This window comes from Streptomyces sp. NPDC048290, from assembly GCF_040652095.1.
In the GTDB taxonomy this organism is placed as follows: domain Bacteria; phylum Actinomycetota; class Actinomycetes; order Streptomycetales; family Streptomycetaceae; genus Streptomyces.
Genome location: NZ_JBEZLM010000024.1, coordinates 1 through 15,945 on the forward strand (window position 1 = coordinate 1; position 15,945 = coordinate 15,945).

At 71.7% G+C, this 15,945-nt stretch carries 12 protein-coding genes and 2 pseudogenes; 9 read left to right on the plus strand and 5 right to left on the minus strand.

The features are described from left to right. The 3 genes and pseudogenes from AB0D49_RS32080 to AB0D49_RS32090 all read right to left on the minus strand — a co-directional run. Positions 1-245, minus strand: a pseudogene (locus AB0D49_RS32080) (hypothetical protein); the annotation flags it as partial. Positions 246-298: 53 nt separating this feature from the next. Continuing rightward, entirely contained in the window at positions 299-532 is a 234-nt protein-coding gene (locus AB0D49_RS32085) for a hypothetical protein (protein ID WP_362764324.1), read from the minus strand. Positions 533-1,133: 601 nt separating this feature from the next. Beyond that, positions 1,134-2,339: a helix-turn-helix transcriptional regulator gene (locus AB0D49_RS32090; RefSeq protein WP_362764327.1), complete on the minus strand. Its 1,206-nt coding sequence runs from the start codon at positions 2,337-2,339 to the stop codon at positions 1,134-1,136. Between the two features lie 288 nt (positions 2,340-2,627). Between AB0D49_RS32090 and AB0D49_RS32095 the strand changes: the two genes are divergently transcribed. The 3 genes from AB0D49_RS32095 to AB0D49_RS32105 all read left to right on the plus strand — a co-directional run bounded on the left by AB0D49_RS32095 (position 2,628) and on the right by AB0D49_RS32105 (position 6,773). Then, positions 2,628-3,380 carry a GntR family transcriptional regulator gene (locus tag AB0D49_RS32095; protein WP_362764330.1) on the plus strand — a complete coding sequence of 251 codons (753 nt, stop codon included), beginning with the start codon at positions 2,628-2,630 and terminating at the stop codon, positions 3,378-3,380. Positions 3,381-3,495: 115 nt separating this feature from the next. Then, entirely contained in the window at positions 3,496-3,813 is a 318-nt protein-coding gene (locus AB0D49_RS32100; RefSeq protein WP_362764333.1) for a hypothetical protein, read from the plus strand. A gap of 194 nt (positions 3,814-4,007) precedes the next feature. Continuing rightward, positions 4,008-6,773, plus strand: a complete 2,766-nt coding sequence (locus tag AB0D49_RS32105) for a tetratricopeptide repeat protein (protein WP_362764336.1) — start codon at positions 4,008-4,010, stop codon at positions 6,771-6,773. A 368-nt stretch (positions 6,774-7,141) separates the two neighbouring features. Here the strand turns inward: AB0D49_RS32105 and AB0D49_RS32110 are convergent, their stop codons facing one another. Next, positions 7,142-7,687 carry an Lrp/AsnC family transcriptional regulator gene (locus tag AB0D49_RS32110; protein WP_362764339.1) on the minus strand — a complete coding sequence of 182 codons (546 nt, stop codon included), beginning with the start codon at positions 7,685-7,687 and terminating at the stop codon, positions 7,142-7,144. 216 nt (positions 7,688-7,903) lie between these two features. Here AB0D49_RS32110 and pdhA point away from each other — a divergent pair, with 216 nt between their 5' ends. The 5 genes from pdhA (at position 7,904) to AB0D49_RS32135 (ending at position 13,909) form a co-directional block, all read left to right on the plus strand. Next, positions 7,904-9,046: a pyruvate dehydrogenase (acetyl-transferring) E1 component subunit alpha gene (pdhA, locus tag AB0D49_RS32115; protein WP_362764671.1), complete on the plus strand. Its 1,143-nt coding sequence runs from the start codon at positions 7,904-7,906 to the stop codon at positions 9,044-9,046. Further along, positions 9,043-10,050, plus strand: coding sequence for an alpha-ketoacid dehydrogenase subunit beta (locus AB0D49_RS32120; protein WP_362764342.1), 1,008 nt, complete (start codon positions 9,043-9,045; stop codon positions 10,048-10,050). The genes pdhA and AB0D49_RS32120 overlap by 4 nt, the downstream gene beginning before the upstream one ends. Next, positions 10,050-11,528, plus strand: coding sequence for a dihydrolipoamide acetyltransferase family protein (locus AB0D49_RS32125; RefSeq protein ID WP_362764345.1), 1,479 nt, complete (start codon positions 10,050-10,052; stop codon positions 11,526-11,528). The genes AB0D49_RS32120 and AB0D49_RS32125 overlap by 1 nt, the downstream gene beginning before the upstream one ends. A 72-nt stretch (positions 11,529-11,600) precedes the next feature. Next, positions 11,601-12,497 carry an NTP transferase domain-containing protein gene (locus tag AB0D49_RS32130; protein ID WP_362764348.1) on the plus strand — a complete coding sequence of 299 codons (897 nt, stop codon included), beginning with the start codon at positions 11,601-11,603 and terminating at the stop codon, positions 12,495-12,497. Then, positions 12,494-13,909 carry a molybdopterin molybdotransferase MoeA gene (locus tag AB0D49_RS32135; RefSeq protein ID WP_362764351.1) on the plus strand — a complete coding sequence of 472 codons (1,416 nt, stop codon included), beginning with the start codon at positions 12,494-12,496 and terminating at the stop codon, positions 13,907-13,909. Before AB0D49_RS32130 ends, AB0D49_RS32135 begins: the two co-directional genes overlap by 4 nt. Positions 13,910-13,958: 49 nt before the next feature. Here the strand turns inward: AB0D49_RS32135 and AB0D49_RS32140 are convergent, their stop codons facing one another. Continuing rightward, complete coding sequence (locus AB0D49_RS32140) at positions 13,959-15,071, minus strand: potassium channel family protein (RefSeq protein WP_362764354.1); 1,113 nt, start codon at positions 15,069-15,071, stop codon at positions 13,959-13,961. Positions 15,072-15,241: 170 nt separating this feature from the next. Here AB0D49_RS32140 and AB0D49_RS32145 point away from each other — a divergent pair. Next, positions 15,242-15,928 (plus strand): annotated as a pseudogene (locus AB0D49_RS32145) (NAD(P)-binding protein); the annotation flags it as partial. Positions 15,929-15,945 lie beyond the last annotated feature (17 nt).

Genomic DNA, 15,945 nt, shown 5'->3' on the forward strand with positions numbered 1-15,945 from the left:
TCGTCGTCAGCCGTGGGCGTGGAGGGGGTGTTGCAGTCGGGTACGGTCCGGAACGTGTCGGGCGGGCAGTCGTCCGCCCACTGGGCCCACACCTCGCCGTCGCTGGGATCGTTCAGTTCCCACACCAGGTCGTGGTGACGGCCTCCGGAGTGCTCCTGGAGACAGCAGCGCAGTGAGCGGGCAACGGTGTCCGGGGCGGTGTCCTTGACCGACACGAACATGATGGCGATCAGGTCGACGGGCATCACGGTTTCCGTGCCGCACATCCGGGGCGGGGGCACGGACCGGCCCCCTTTGGTCAGCGAGACCACCGGCCACCCCCTGGCATCGTCTGCGGGGTGGACGCGTCCGCGCACACGGCACGCACCGAGTCTTCAGCAGCCCGCCGCAGCGTGAACGCCAGCGCTCGCCGACGCCACCGCTCCCGCTCGCTCTCCTGCCAGTCACGGACCCGTTCCCGCTCCCGGGCACGGTCGTCCTCACCGGCCGGGTAGTACGGCCGCACCAGGACCGCCGTACCGGCGTCGAACACGATCTCGTCCCCCTCGGGGCACGCCTCCCCGGGCGACCACGCACGCTCCCTCAGCGGCAGGACAACGCTCGCCGATGACGGGGCGGGACCCGACACCCCCGCGCGGTGCCGACCGGCAGCAACCGGTCGGTCGGCGCGACGGCGCCCGGTAGGGGGCAGCAACAGCCGTAACAGCCACCCGAAAAGCAGAACGGCACGCCGCGCGACCGCGCGCTTGGACGGGGCGCTCATGCCGTCACCCGGTCCGCACCGACCACATGCCGGTCAAGGTCGACACCGAAGTCAGCAGCGAGAACCAGAGCCACCCGGCGCCGGTACCGAGCACCCGGGCGGAACACCACACAACACCGCACGGGAGTCTCAGCGGCCGGACCGGCACCCGCCCGACGCTTCCCCTCCCCGGGCAGTAAGACACCCAGCACCCAGCCCACGAACGGGCGGATAGGCTTCAGCATGTTGACCTGCACTCTCAGGTTGGCCACGCCCCCGGACGTTCGCCCGTCGCGGGGGTCTTGCGTGTGACCCAGAGTGCCGACGAAACAACGCTCTGCCGTCCCTAAGTTGGGAACGGCAGAGCGTTGACCTGAGTGTGTGGGCTGTGCTAGACGCCGCTCCAGGCCGCGAACTCACGCAGCGACTCGGGCGCTCGTGTTCGGGCACGCAGCAGGGTCCCTACCGTCTCGTGCACTTCCGGGTGGAACCTGGTCATCTGCGGGGCGGCCTCACGCGCGTTCACCAAAGAATCCAACGCGTCATCATGGCGCGCGGTCCACGCTTCCGCACGCGCGCGGTTGATCCAGAAATGCGCTCTACGGTTCGGCGGGTAGTCGTCCGGCAGCCGCAACTCTCTTGCCCGGCGCAAGGCTTCGTCATGGTCGTCGGTGTCGTTCAGATCCGAGACCTGGCTCATCCGAACCCAGCGCGGCCCGAAGGAAAGGGCGTAAAGGTCCACATCCCCCGTAGTCTCCGCAATCTCGTTGGCCTGCTCGATCCAGCTATCGGCCGCACTGGTGTCTCTCGTCCGGCGCGCGTAGGTGGCTGCCCGCAGCACGAGAATGCCACGCACAGCTCGCACAGCCTGACTTCCGTCGTCGTCAAGCTCTCGAAGGGCTTGGCGTATCAGGGCCACACTCCGGTCTGCGCGACCAGCGGAACCATGGGTGATCGCCGCCCGCTCGAACCGTTCGATGGCGACCAGACAAGGGTCCCCGGACTCTCGCGCCGCAGCACCCATGCGCGCTACGGCCAGCCGGGCGAGATCCGCGTAGCCGAGACGGTAGGAGACGCTGGCCGCCGTCCGCGCAAGCTCCGCTTGAAGTGCGTACAGCCTTTCCCGCTGGTACCCCGGGCTGTCCTGTCTGCGGACTGCGGAAGCAACCTCCGTGATCAGTCCAGGAAGGATCTTCGCTGTTTCCGAGAAATCCGCTCCAATGCGCAGACCCACCACTCGATCGACTTCTGCTTGCAGGGTGCCGAATGAGCGTGGCTCTGGATCGTCGTCAAGCTCAATGTCCCATGCTTCCAGGGCACTACCGATCGGGGACACCATCGCGTCAAGTTGTTCTTGCTGAAGAATCTTGATGTACGGCTGACCGTGAAGTACCGAGATGTCCACGGACAGCGCGCGTGCGACCGCAGCCAGCACGGAAGGGCTTGCCGGTTGTTCGCCGTTCTCGACTCGGGATAGCTGACTCTTGGACACGTGCGCCATTCGACCCAGTTCGGATAGCGAATAGTCACGGATGAGCCGCAACGCGCGGATGCGCGAACCCACACTCTCTGTGGGCCTGTCAGTGGGGTATGACATGCTGAATCCTCGTGTTCTGGCCTGGTAATCAGAACGCTACTCTCCGAGTCTTCGGGGAGTACGGCGAACGGCCCTCATTCGTTGGATGGGGGCCGTCGTTGTTCAACAGACACAGGAGCGCTGTCGGCGGGCGAACCGCCAAATGCTCCTGTCTGGAGGGCCGTTGCGCTGAGCCCCGTACGCCCGTTCACGGCGACGCGCCTGACGCGCACGTTTGACTGGGCAGAACGGATTGCCTATGTCCTGGTACAGACACTCATGCCCTAGGACACCATCCCGGGAGACGCCATGTCGGACGTCAGTCACCCCTACATGCAGGTCGCGGAGCGCATTCGTCGCCGCATCCTCGACGGCGCGCTCAGGGAAGGTGAAAAGCTCCCGCCTGTGCGGGAACTCGCCAAGAGCGAGGGCGTATCCGTCGCCACCCTCGGTCGCTCCCTTGACCAACTCCAGGTCGAGGGCTACATCACGACGTCTCGACGCGGAACGTTCGTGGCCGACGCCCCCGAAGTGGCCCCTTCCGGCTACGACCGGATCACTCGCGTCCTCCGCACCGGCTCCGTGCTCGCCGAGGGGGAGACCATGATCGTCACGACCGCGGAGTTGATCAAACCGCCCCAGTACGTAGCCGAGATCTTCGATCTGGACGATGGTGCTCAGGTCGTTCATCGCCAGTGGCACAGCGGCAAGGGCCAGCAGCGCACCGGACTTTTCGTCACCTGGCACCCGGCTCATTTCGCCGCCGCGGTTCCTGAACTACTGTCCACGTCGCGGGCGTCCTCTCCAGGGCTGTTGCTGAAGATCCAGCAGGCCACCGGCAGGCGAGTGGTGGCGGGACGTGACGACATCCACGGCCGGGACGCCGATCCGCGCGAAGCGAACTTCCTTGGGCTGCGAGTCGGCTCCCCCATCCTCGCGGGCGCTCACCGGCTTTGGGACGACAAAGGCGTGATCGAGTACGGCGAATGGTGCCTGCCCTACCGGTTGGCCATCGGCTACGAGTACAGCGTTGAGGCAGCCCCGGACGCCTCATCAGGATGAAGCCGACCCCTCCGGCGGCGGGCGAAGGGCGATCCGACGGGTTGAGTACCCGTTCCGGGCCCATCTGAGTACGCCGCCCCATGCGCCCGCTCCACTCCGGAGCTGGAATGGGTCCATGACGCACCAAGACCTCCGCCCCCTCGACCCTCCCGCCGGTCACCCCACCTGGTGGCGTGCCCCGCTCGTGGCGTCCGTTGTCGCAGGGCCGCTGCTGGTCGCGGAGTACGCGCTCTTCGTGCGGGACGGGGGCGGCAGCCCGCTCGGGGTGTGGATCTACGGCGGGGCGCTGATGCTGCTGGTGTCCTGGGGACTGCCGCGCCGGGCGTCGCTGCGGAGCGCGCGCCGCGCGGCGGCCGGTGCCGGGCTCGGGTGCGCGCTGCTGCCCGTCCTCTTCGCCGTGCTCTTCGGGCTCGCCATCGCCGTCAGTTCCTGAGCCGCGTCTCTGGTCACCGAGAAGCGACAGCAGATCGCGGTCAGCGACCGTTCGATTTCGCGGGGCGGCTTGTCCGCCGAGGCGGCGGGTGCTGTCACGGCTGGGTTCCGAAATCTCTGGCTCTGCCCTTGGACTTGTGGTGGTGGGCATCCTCGTCGTACCGGGACGGGCGAACGGGTACGGGGGTTGCTGGCGTGGCAGATGGGCATGTGGGGCGGGGCCTGTGGCGATGGGTGCCCGGCCGACTGCTGGGGGCGCTGGCGGGGGGCGTGTTCGCGGGCGGGATCGCGTGGGCGGTCGCCCGGGTCGGGCTGGAGACGGCGGATCAGCTCGCCAGCGTGATCGGTGGAACTGCCGGTCTGCTCGGTCTCGCCGTGTCGCTGGTCGCCCTGCGCTCTCCTGCCCCGGCCGCGCCTGCGGTTGCGGGCGGTGGGGCGGGTGGGCGCTGGGTGCGGGTGGCTGCCGCTCACGCCTCCTACCGTGCTCCCGCTGTCCAGGCCCCTGTCCGCGGCCGTGACAGCGAACTCGCCGACCTTCGGAGCCTGGTAGCGGGCCGGGACGGGGGGCTCGTCGTGGTCTGCGGGACCGGCGGGCTGGGCAAGACCACCCTCGCCGCCCAGGCCGCCCGGCAGGCAGAGGCGCAAGGGCGGGCGGTGTTCTGGGTGCGGTGGCAGGACGACGCCGCCCGCCTCGCCCACGACCTCACCCGCATCGCACAGGCCCTGGGACTCCCCGAGACCCGACTCCACGATGCCCAGAACGGCCGGGCCGCGCTCGTCGACGTGGTGTGGGAACACCTTGCGGCGGTACCGGGCTGGGTGATCGTGATCGACAACGTCGACACCCCCCGCAACCTCGGCCCCGGCAGCGAGCCACCGGGCTCCTACCGCGGATGGGTACGCCCCGGCGGCGGCGGACTCCTCCTGGTCACCACCCGCGACACCGCGCCCGGCACCTGGGGACCAAGCGCCCGCCTCGTTCCCCTCGAATCCCTGTCCGCCACCGATTCCGGCACGGTCCTGCGTGACGCCGCGCCCTCCGCCGGCTCCGCAGCGGAGGCCGCAGCGCTCGGGGAACGGCTCGGCGGTCACCCCCTCGCCCTGGACACCGCGGGCCGTCACCTCGCCAACCCCACCAGCCGCTACCGCACCTTCACCGCCTACCAGCACGCCCTGGTCACCGAGTTCGGTGACCTCGTCGGTGCCGAGCACCCGCAGGCGGCCGACCCGGAGGTCGCCCGCACGGTGGTGCGGCACACCTTCGACATCTCCCTCACCCAACTCCACAACAACGGCTACACCCTCGCCCGCCCCGCCCTGTTCCTCTTGGCCCTCCTCGCCCCCGCACCCGTCCCCCGTGCCTTCCTCACCCCCGCCCTCCTCGCCGACGCCACCCAGCAGGGAGCCACAGCCGCCGAACTCGACGCCTCCCTCGCCGCCCTCCACCAGTACGGCCTCATCAGCACCCCCACCACGCCACCGGCCGACAGCGGCGGCGGGCAAGCGCTCACGGTCGGCCAGATCGCACTGCACCCCCTGGTCCACGACGTCATCGCCCTCACCGCCCCACCCGGCACCGACCGCACCACCTGCCACACCGCCCTCGACACCCATCTCACCCAGACCGTCCGCGACACCATCAGCGCGGGCCGCGCCGGCTGGCCCACCGCACGCCTCCTCGCCCCACACCTCCCACCCCTCCTCCACCACACACGTCACGCCGACTTCACCACCACCCGCGACCTGCTCGACGACCTCGCCGACAGCCTCGGGGACGCGGGAGCCGCATCCGAAGACCACCTTCTGCGCCAGTGCGTCCTCGACGCCGAAGCCCACCACCTGGGCTCGGACCATCCCGACACCGTCAACAGCCGCAACAACTTCGCTGGCGCCCTGGACGCTCTCGGGCGTTATCAGGAGGCTGCCGACCTCCTACAGCAGAACCTCACCGACTGCGAACGCGTCCTGGGCTCGGACCATCCCGACACCCTCAACAGCCGCAACAACCTCGCTGGCGCCCTGGAGGGTCTTGGGCGTTGTCAGGAGGCTGCCGACCTCCACCAGCAGAACCTCACCGACCGCGAACGCGTCCTGGGCTCGGACCATCCCGACACCCTCAACAGCCGCAACAACTTCGCCAGCGCCCTGCACGGTCTCGGGCGTTATCAGGAGGCTGCCGACCTCCACCAGCAGAACCTCACCGACCGCGAACGCGTCCTGGGCTCGGACCATCCCGACACCGTCAACAGCCGCAACAACTTCGCTGGCGCCCTGGACGCTCTCGGGCGTTATCAGGAGGCTGCCGACCTCCTACAGCAGAACCTCACCGACTGCGAACGCGTCCTGGGCTCGGACCATCCCGACACCCTCAACAGCCGCAACAACCTCGCTGGCGCCCTGGAGGGTCTTGGGCGTTGTCAGGAGGCTGCCGACCTCCTCCAGCAAAACCTCGCCAACCGCGAACGCATCCAGGGCCCGGACCATCCCAACACCCTCACCAGCCGCAACAACCTCGCCAGCACCCTGAGCGAGCTCGGGCGTCATCAGGAGGCCGCCGACCTCCTCCAGCAAAACCTCGCCAACCGCGAACGCGTCCTGGGCCCGGACCACCCTGACACCCTGAACAGTCGCAACAACCTCGCCAGCGCCCTGTCCGGTCTCGGGCGCTTTCAGGAGGCCGCCGACCTCCTCCAGCAAAACCTCACCGACTGCGAACGCGTCCTGGGCCCGGACCATCCCAACACCCTCACCAGCCGCAACAACCTCGCCCACGCACTGTCCGGCCTCGGGCGTCATCAGGAGGCCGCGGACCTCCACCGGCAGAACCTCACCGACTGCGAACGCGTTCTGGGCCCGGACCATCCCGACACCCTCACCAGCCGCAACAACCTCGCGGCAGCACAGGCAGCGATAGCGCGTACTCAGCGGCTGCGATTCCCGTGGCAGCGCTCTCGACGTTAACCAGGCGCGAACCACGTCCCAAGCTCGAACCTGGCGGCGACATCAGGCCGTGCTACAAGCCCGTGATCTCCATTGGCGACAAACGGAGAACCCCCCGTCAGGGACGACAAGGGAGTTCCCCTCACCGTCGAAACTCGAAAGCCCAAACCGGCTTCCGGCTGACGCCACGAAGGCGCAGACAGTCCGCTTCGGGACCCGCTCAGACGCCTCCCGAAGCCGTGAGCACCCGCTGTCGTTCTCGTCTCGCGAACAGAGCCAGAGCCACGTCTCTCCGCAGCCCCCTCCACCGTCCGCCGCTGAGCCGTCCTTCTCCGCCGCCCACGGGCACCTGGGCCGCCGCCCGAGTCACGCCCCGCCGAATCCCCCGCTCACGCCGGAGGCTCCAGGTTCTCCTCCTCGAAGACCAGCAGCGTCCTCGTGCTCAGGACCTCCGGCAACGCGTGCAGGCGGGTGAAGACCAGCTCTCTCAGCGCCCTGTTGTCCGCCACATGCACCAGCAGCAGGACGTCGAAGTCGCCGCCCACCAGGGACATGTGCGCCGCGCCCGGCAACTCGCGCAACTGCTCCCGTACCGTGCGCCACGAGTTCTGGACGATCTTCAGCGTGATGTACGCCGACGTGCCCTGTCCGGCCCGCTCATGGTCGACCCGCGCGCCGAAGCCCCGGATCACCCCGTCCTCCACCAGGCGGTTGATCCGCGCGTACGCGTTCGCCCGGGACACATGCACCCGCTCCGCCACCGACCGTATCGACGCGCGGCCGTCCGCCTGGAGCATCCGCAGGATGTCCTGGTCGATCGCGTCCAACGGGCGCGGTGGCGGAATCTCGGCGTCCGGTGGGGGCGCGGGGGGCACCGGCAGGTCGCCGGGGAGATCGCCCGGTTCCGGGCTTTCGGCCATTTGTTCAGCTGACATCTGCCCCCGCCTCCGTCAGGTGGACGTAATGCGTCCATCTCAGGCTGTGGAGAACCGTTTGTCCACAGCCTGCGGCCGTCCGTAGCCAAAATGTGCCGACTACCGAACAATCGGTAGGGAGAGATGGGGCGCGGTCGACGCGTCTCCGTCAGCCACGTGTGTGAGTCCCATCCGTGAGTCCTATCCGTGAGTCCCATCCATGAGGAGGTGCCGCATATGACGGTCATGGAGCAGCGGGGTGCCTACCGGCCCGCACCGCCGCCCGCCTGGCAGCCCCGCACGGACCCCGCCCCCCTGCTGCCCGACCCCGAGCCCTACCGCGTCCTCGGCACCCCCAGGGCCGCCGAGGCCGACCCCGCGCTGCTGCGGCGGCTCTACGCGGAGACCGTCCGGGGCCGCCGCTACAACGCGCAGGCCACCGCCCTCACCAAGCAGGGCCGCCTCGCCGTCTACCCGTCCAGCACCGGACAGGAGGCGTGCGAGATCGCCGCCGCGCTGGTCCTGGAGGAGCGCGACTGGCTCTTTCCGAGCTACCGCGACACCCTCGCCGTGATCGCCCGCGGAGTCGACCCCGTCGACGCCCTCACCCTGCTCCGCGGCGACTGGCACACCGGCTACGACCCCCGCACCCACCGCGTCGCCCCCCTCTCCACCCCCCTCGCCACCCAGCTCCCGCACGCGGTCGGGCTCGCCCACGCCGCCCGCCTCAAGGGCGACGACGTGGTGGCCCTCGCCATGGTCGGCGACGGCGGCACCAGCGAGGGCGACTTCCACGAGGCGCTGAACTTCGCCGCCGTATGGCAGGCCCCGGTCGTCTTCCTGGTCCAGAACAACGGCTTCGCGATCTCCGTCCCCCTCGACAAGCAGACCGCCGCCCCCTCCCTCGCCCACAAGGCCGTCGGCTACGGAATGCCGGGCCGCCTGGTCGACGGCAACGACGCCGCCGCCGTCCACGAGGTGCTCACCGACGCCGTACGCCGCGCCCGCGAGGGCGGTGGACCCACCCTGGTGGAGGCGATCACGTACCGCATGGAGGCGCACACCAACGCCGACGACGCCACCCGCTACCGGGGCGACGCCGAGATCGACGCCTGGCGCGACCACGACCCGGTGCTGCTGCTGGAGCGGGAGCTGGACGCGCGCGGGCTCCTCGACGACGCCGGGAAGGCCACCGCGCGGGACGCCGCCGAGGCCCTCGCCACCGACCTCCGCGCCCGGATGAACGCCGACGCCGTGCTCGACCCCATGGACCTGTTCGCCCATGTGTACGCCGAGCCCACCCCGCAACTGCGCGAGCAGGAGGCCCTGCTGCGCGCCGAACTCGCCGCCGCCCAGGAGCAGGAAGAAGGACAGCGATGACCACCGCCGCGGCGGTCAAACCGGCCACCATGGCGCAGGCCCTCACCCGCGCCCTGCGCGACTCCCTGGCCGCCGACCCGGCCGTCCATGTCCTGGGCGAGGACGTCGGCACGCTCGGCGGGGTCTTCCGTATCACCGACGGGCTCGCCAAGGAGTTCGGCGACGACCGGGTCACCGATACTCCGCTCGCCGAGGCCGGCATCCTCGGCACCGCCGTCGGCATGGCCATGTACGGACTGCGCCCGGTCGTGGAGATGCAGTTCGACGCGTTCGCCTACCCGGCGTTCGAGCAGCTCCTCAGCCATGTCGCCAAGATGCGCAACCGCACCCGCGGCGCCCAGGCCCTCCCCCTCACCATCCGCGTCCCCTACGGCGGCGGCATCGGCGGTGTCGAGCACCACAGCGATTCCTCCGAGGCGTACTACATGGCCACCCCCGGCCTCCATGTCGTCACCCCCGCCACCGTCGCCGACGCCTACGGGCTGCTGCGCGCCGCCATCGCCTCCGACGACCCGGTGGTCTTCCTGGAGCCCAAGCGGCTGTACTGGTCGAAGGACTCCTGGAACCCGCGGGAGCCGCGAACCGTTGAACCGATTGGCCGCGCGGTGGTGCGGCGCTCCGGCCGGAGCGCCACGCTCATCACGTACGGCCCGTCGCTCCCCGTGTGCCTCGAAGCCGCCGAGGCCGCCCGGGAGGAGGGGTGGGACCTCGAAGTGGTCGATCTGCGCTCCCTGGTGCCGTTCGACGACGAGACGGTCTGCGCCTCGGTGCGGCGGACCGGACGGGCGGTCGTGGTCCATGAGTCGGGCGGGTTCGGCGGACCGGGCGGAGAGATCGCGGCCCGGGTCACCGAGCGCTGCTTCCACCACCTGGAGGCGCCGGTGCTGAGGGTCGCCGGATTCGACATCCCCTATCCCCCGCCGATGCTGGAGCGGCACCACCTGCCCGGCGTCGACCGCATCCTGGACGCCGTGGCGCGTCTGCAATGGGAGGCCGAGAGCTGATGGCACAGGTGCTGGAGTTCAAGCTCCCCGACCTCGGCGAGGGGCTCACCGAGGCGGAGATCGTGCGCTGGCTGGTCGAGGTCGGCGAGGTCGTCGCCATCGACCAGCCGGTGGTCGAGGTCGAGACGGCCAAGGCGATGGTCGAGGTGCCCTGCCCCTACGGCGGTGTGGTCACGGCCCGCTTCGGCGAGGAGGGCACCGAGCTGCCGGTGGGCGCGCCCCTGCTGACGGTGGCGGTCGGAGCGGACGGCTCCGCCGGGGGACCGGAGGGAGCGGCGGGAGCAGGGTCTCAGCCCCGGGCCACCGACGCGCCCGCCCCGACGCCGGACGCCCCTTCCCGCACCGGCACCGGCAACCACACCGGCACCGGCAACCACACCGGCACCGGCAACCACACCGGCACCGGCAACCACACCGGCACCGGCAACCACACCGGCACCCGTACCGAAGGCGGCTCCGGCAACGTCCTCGTGGGCTACGGCACCACCGACGCCCCCGCCCGCCGCCGCCGCGTCCGCCCCCAGCCGCACACCCCCCTCGCCGCCCGCCCCGCCCCCGAGCCGCTCCCCGCCGAACCGGCCGCGCTCGCCGAGGGACCCATCCCGGTGATCTCCCCGCTGGTCCGCCGCCTCGCCCGGGAACACGACCTGGACCTGCGCGAACTGACCGGCTCGGGCCCCGACGGACTGATCCTGCGCGCCGACGTGGAGTACGCGGTCCGCGCCGCCGAGGTCCGCGCCCGTACCCCCCAGCCCTCGATCGCCGTGCCCGCCCCCGCCCCCGTCGCCGACACCTTCCGCGTCCCCCTCAAGGGCGTCCGCGGTGCCGTCGCCGACAAGCTGTCCCGCAGCAGGCGTGAGATCCCGGACGCCACCTGCTGGGTCGACGCGGACGCGACCGAGCTGATGCGGGCGCGTACGGCGATGAACGCCGCGTCCGGCCCCAAGATCTCCGTACTCGCCCTGCTGGCCCGGATCTGCGTCTCCGCCCTGGCCCGTTTCCCCGAGCTGAACTCCACCGTCGACATGACCGCCCGCGAGATCGTCCGGCTCGACCGGGTCCATCTCGGGTTCGCCGCGCAGACCGACCGGGGGCTCGTGGTCCCCGTCGTCCGGGACGCGCAGACCCGTGACGCCGAGGGGCTGACCGCCGAGTTCACCCGGCTCACCGAGACGGCCCGAGGCGGCACGCTGACCCCGGCCGACCTCACCGGCGGCACCTTCACCCTCAACAACTACGGCGTCTTCGGCGTCGACGGCTCCACCCCGATCCTCAACCACCCCGAGGCCGCCATGCTCGGCGTCGGCCGTATCGTCCCCAAACCCTGGGTCCACGACGGTGAACTCGCCGTCCGCCAGGTCGTCCAGCTCTCCCTCACCTTCGACCACCGCGTCTGCGACGGCGCCACCGCGGGCGGCTTCCTCCGCTATGTCGCCGACTGCGTCGAACAGCCCGCGATACTCCTGCGCACCCTGTGACCTTGGTCGGCGGCGACAGGACGCCCCGTCGCCGACATTCCCTGTGATCACCCCGGCCCCCATACTCGGAAGGTGACCTCAGCGGAGCGTTCCGGCGGCGCCGATGTATACGACGCCGTCGTACTCGCCGGTGGTGCCGCCCGGCGCCTCGGCGGCGTCGACAAACCGGCCGTGCGCGTCGGCGGCCGGGCCCTGCTCGACCGGGTCCTCACCGCCTGCGCCGACGCCCGCGCCACCGTCGTCGTCGCCGAACCCCGGCCCACCGCCCGCCCGGTCTCCTTCACCCGCGAGGACCCGCCCGGCGGCGGCCCGCTCGCCGCGCTCGCCGCCGGGGTCCGGCACACCCGCGCCGATCTGCTGCTCGTCCTCTCCGCCGATCTCCCCTTCCTCCAGGAGCGGACCGTACGGCGGCTGCTGACCGCCCTGCGGGAGTCCCCCGCGGACGCGGCGCTGCTCACCGACCCCGGCGGCCGGGACCAGCCCCTCGTCGCCGCCTACCGGGCCGCCCCGCTGCGCCACGCCCTCGCGGACCTCTCCGCCGCGCACGACGGCAGCCTCACCGGACTGCCCCTGCGCCGACTCACCGCCGCGCTCGACCTCACCCGCATCGCCGACCCGGTCGCGTCCTTCGACTGCGACACCTGGGACGACATCGCCACCGCCAGAGCACGCATCAGGGAGCATGGGCACGTGTTGGAAGAATGGATCACCGCAGTCAAGGACGAACTCGGCATCGACCTGGACGTCGACTTCCGCGCCCTGCTCGACGTGGCGCGCGACGCCGCCCACGGCGTGGCCCGGCCCGCCGCCCCGCTGACCACCTTCCTCGTCGGATACGCCGCCGCGCAGGCCGGAGGCGGCCCCGAAGCCGTCGCCGAAGCCTCCCGCAAGGCGACCGCCCTCGCCCTGCGCTGGGCCGAGGAGAACGCCGCCACCGACACCGCCACGGGCACCGGAGGCACCGGATGACCGCCCCCGCCGGCCCCGGCGGCGAGCACCGCGACCACCCCGGCGGCAACCGCACCCAGGACACTGACGACTTCGACGTGGACGAGATCCTCGCCCTGGTGAGACACGCGAGCACCACCCCCCACCCGCAGAGCCCCCCACCCACCCTGGCTCCCTCCGTCCCCACTCCCGCCGCCCCGCCGCACCCCCCGCACCCCCGGGCGACCCCCTGGCCCGAGGCCCGCGACATCGCCGCCCGAGCCGCCCGCCCCGGCCCCCGCTCCGGCGCCCCCCGCCGCACCCCCACCCCCGTCCCCCTGGACGCCGCCCTCGGTCTCACCCTCGCCGCCCCGCTCGACGCCCTCACGGACCTCCCTCCGTTCGACACCTCCGCCATGGACGGCTGGGCGGTCGCCGGACCCGGCCCCTGGACGGTCCGTGCGGACGGCGTCCTCGCCGGACACGCCCCCGCCGCCCCCCTCGCCGACGGCGAGGCCGTCCGGATCGCCACCGGCGGTCGCGTCCCGCCCGACACCACCGCCGTCATCCGCAGCGAACACGGCCGCCTCGACGACAACTCCCGCCTGCACCCCGCCCGCGAGGTCGGCCACGGCCAGGACATCCGCCCCCGCGGCCAGGAGTGCCGGACCGGCGACCAGCTCCTGCCCCCCGGCACCCTCATCACCCCGGCCGTCCTCGGTCTCGCCGCCGCCGCCGGATACGACACCCTCACCGCCGTCCCCCGCCCCCGCGCCGAGGTGCTGATCCTCGGCGACGAACTCCTCACCGAGGGCCTCCCGCACGACGGGCTGATCCGGGACGCGCTCGGCCCCCTGCTACCGCCCTGGCTGCGCGCCCTCGGCGCCGAGATCACCGCCGTACGACGGCTCGGCGACGACGCCGACGCCCTGCACAAGGCCGTCGCCACCAGCGACGCCGATCTCCTCGTCACCACCGGCGGCACCGCCGCGGGCCCCGTCGACTTCGTCCACCCCACCCTGGACCGGGTCGGCGCCGAACTCCTGGTCGACGGTGTGCAGGTCCGCCCCGGCCACCCCATGCTGCTCGCCCGACTCGCCCCCGGGCGCCATCTGGTCGGCCTGCCCGGCAACCCGCTCGCCGCCGTCTCCGGGCTGCTCACCCTCGCCGAACCACTGCTGCGCACCCTGGCGGCGCGTCCGGCGCCGCAGCCGTACATCCTGCCGCTCCGGGACGCCGTACAGGGGCATCCGCGCGACACCCGGCTGGTGCCGGTGGTGCTGCGCGGGGACACGGCCGTACCGCTGCACTACAACGGTCCGGCGATGCTGCGTGGGATCGCGGCGGCCGACGCGCTGGCCGTCGTCCCGCCGGGCGGCACGGCGGCCGGACAGGAGACGGAGCTGCTGGATCTGCCGTGGGCCAGCGCGGGCATCGCGGCCTGTTTCACGTGAAACATCGCCCGCCCGCAGCCGGCGCCCACCCCATGGGCGCCCGTCCGCCCTACTCCTCCACCGGTACCGGCCTGCTCACCGTGATCACCCGGTCCCCGGGCCGTAGCGCCGACAGCCGCTGATCCGTGTAGTCGAGCACCTGCTTGCCGCGCACCGCGGCCACCACCAGGTCGGCGCACTCGCGCGGGGGACGGCCGATCTCGTCCTCCCGTACGGCCCGTTCGATCAGATCCAGACCGCTGCCGAGGGTCATCAGATCCTCCAGCAGCCGGGCCACCGACGGGCTGATCATCGACACCCCGAGCAGCCGTCCGGCGGAGCTGGAGCTGGTGACCACCGTGTCGGCGCCGCTCTGCTGGAGCAGCGGCACGTTCTCGTCCTCGCGCACGGCGACCACGATCGTGGCGCGCTTGTTGAGCTGGCGGGCGGTCAGCGTGATCAGCGTGGCCGTCTCGTCGCGCTGCGGGGCGACGATCACCTGCGCCGCCGTCTGCACCTCGGCCTTGCGCAGGGTGTCGGTGCGGGTGGCGTCCCCGGTGACGGAGACCAGCCCGTCGTCCGCGGCGGCGCCGGTCGCCTTGGGCTGGGCGTCCACCACGACGATCTGCTCCCGGGCGATCCCCTGCCCGGTGAGGGTCTGCACCGCGTGCCGCCCCTTGGTGCCGTAGCCGATGACGACGACATGGTCCCGGGTGCGCGAGCGCCAGCGGTGGATGCGGACCTGCTGGCGGGTGCGCTCGGCGAGCACCTCCAGGGTGGTGCCGACCAGGATGATCAGGAACATCACCCGCAGCGGGGTGATCACGAAGATATTGGTGAGCCGGGCCGCGTCGCTGACCGGGGTGATGTCGCCGTAGCCGGTGGTGGAGAGGGTGACGGTGGCGTAGTACGCGGCGTCCAGGAGGTCGACCGTGCCGTCCGAGTTGTCGGTGTAGCCGTCGGCGTCCGCGTAGACGATCAGGACCGTCACCCCGAGGACCAGCAGCGCCAGGGCGAGCCGCCGCAGCACCTGCTGGAGCGGCGGGCTGGTGCCCAGCGTCGGCATCATGATGGACCGGCCGGCCTCGGCGTCGTCACGGGCCTCGACCCGGGAGCGGCTCCACAGGGTGCGGAAGATCGCGAGCCGGGTCCGCGGGGCGCTCGGTCGCTCGTCCGCGCTCATCGGATGCCCCCCGGGACGGTGATCGTGGCCGTGATCGTTGCGCTCGGCACCATGGTGCTGGACGCTACCTCACGCCTCGGGCGGCGGCGCGCGACGGTGACGGGCCGGACAGTAGGTTCGTAGGCACCGGGCCGGGCAGCGGCCGGACACCGAGTATTCGGAGGCGTGTCGTGCGGGATCACGTGGTTGTCGTCGGCTTCGGCACCAAGGGGCGGTCGGCGATCCGCGCGGTGTGCGCCGCCGGGGTGAGCAAGGACCAGGTGGTGGTGATCGACCCCAGCTCCAAGGCCATCGCGGCGGCCGAGGCGGAGGGGTACGAGGGGGTCGCCGGGGACGCCACCCGCAGCGCGGTGCTGCTCAAGGCGGAGGTGCAGCGCGCCGGGAAGATCATCGTGGCGCCCCAGCAGGACGACACGGCCGTCCTCGTCACTCTCACCGCCCGGCAGTTGAACGCCCAGGCGAAGATCGTCGCCTCGGTGCGTGAGGAGGAGAACGCCCCGCTGCTGAAGCACTCCGGCGCCGACGAGGTGATCACCAGCGCGGGCGCGGCGGGACGGCTGCTCGGACTGTCCGTGCTCAGCCCGGCCGCCGGGCTGGTCATGGAGGACCTGATCCGCCAGGGCAGCGGCCTGGACATCGTGGAACGCCCGGTGACCCGGGCGGAGACCGGCCGCCGCCCGCGCGAGATCGAGGACCTGGTGGTGAACGTCGTCCGCGGCCACCGGGTGCTGGCCTACGACGACGAGGCGGTCGGCACGCTGGAGCTGACCGACCGGGTGATCACCATCGTCCGTATCGAGGCGACCACGGACGAGACCCCCGGGTGGATGACCCGGGGGCCCGAACGACGCCCGTAGACCGGTGAGCCGGGGGG

Bases quoted from the DNA above. Each gene is read 5' to 3' on its own strand.
- AB0D49_RS32090 (WP_362764327.1), bottom strand. From the start codon at position 2,339: ATGTCATACCCCACTGACAGGCCCACAGAGAGTGTGGGTTCGCGCATC.
- AB0D49_RS32120 (WP_362764342.1), top strand. From the start codon at position 9,043: ATGACCACCGCCGCGGCGGTCAAACCGGCCACCATGGCGCAGGCCCTC.
- AB0D49_RS32140 (WP_362764354.1), bottom strand. From the start codon at position 15,071: ATGAGCGCGGACGAGCGACCGAGCGCCCCGCGGACCCGGCTCGCGATC.
- pdhA (WP_362764671.1), top strand. From the start codon at position 7,904: ATGACGGTCATGGAGCAGCGGGGTGCCTACCGGCCCGCACCGCCGCCC.
- AB0D49_RS32095 (WP_362764330.1), top strand. From the start codon at position 2,628: ATGTCGGACGTCAGTCACCCCTACATGCAGGTCGCGGAGCGCATTCGT.
- AB0D49_RS32110 (WP_362764339.1), bottom strand. From the start codon at position 7,687: ATGTCAGCTGAACAAATGGCCGAAAGCCCGGAACCGGGCGATCTCCCC.
- AB0D49_RS32135 (WP_362764351.1), top strand. From the start codon at position 12,494: ATGACCGCCCCCGCCGGCCCCGGCGGCGAGCACCGCGACCACCCCGGC.
- AB0D49_RS32100 (WP_362764333.1), top strand. From the start codon at position 3,496: ATGACGCACCAAGACCTCCGCCCCCTCGACCCTCCCGCCGGTCACCCC.
- AB0D49_RS32125 (WP_362764345.1), top strand. From the start codon at position 10,050: ATGGCACAGGTGCTGGAGTTCAAGCTCCCCGACCTCGGCGAGGGGCTC.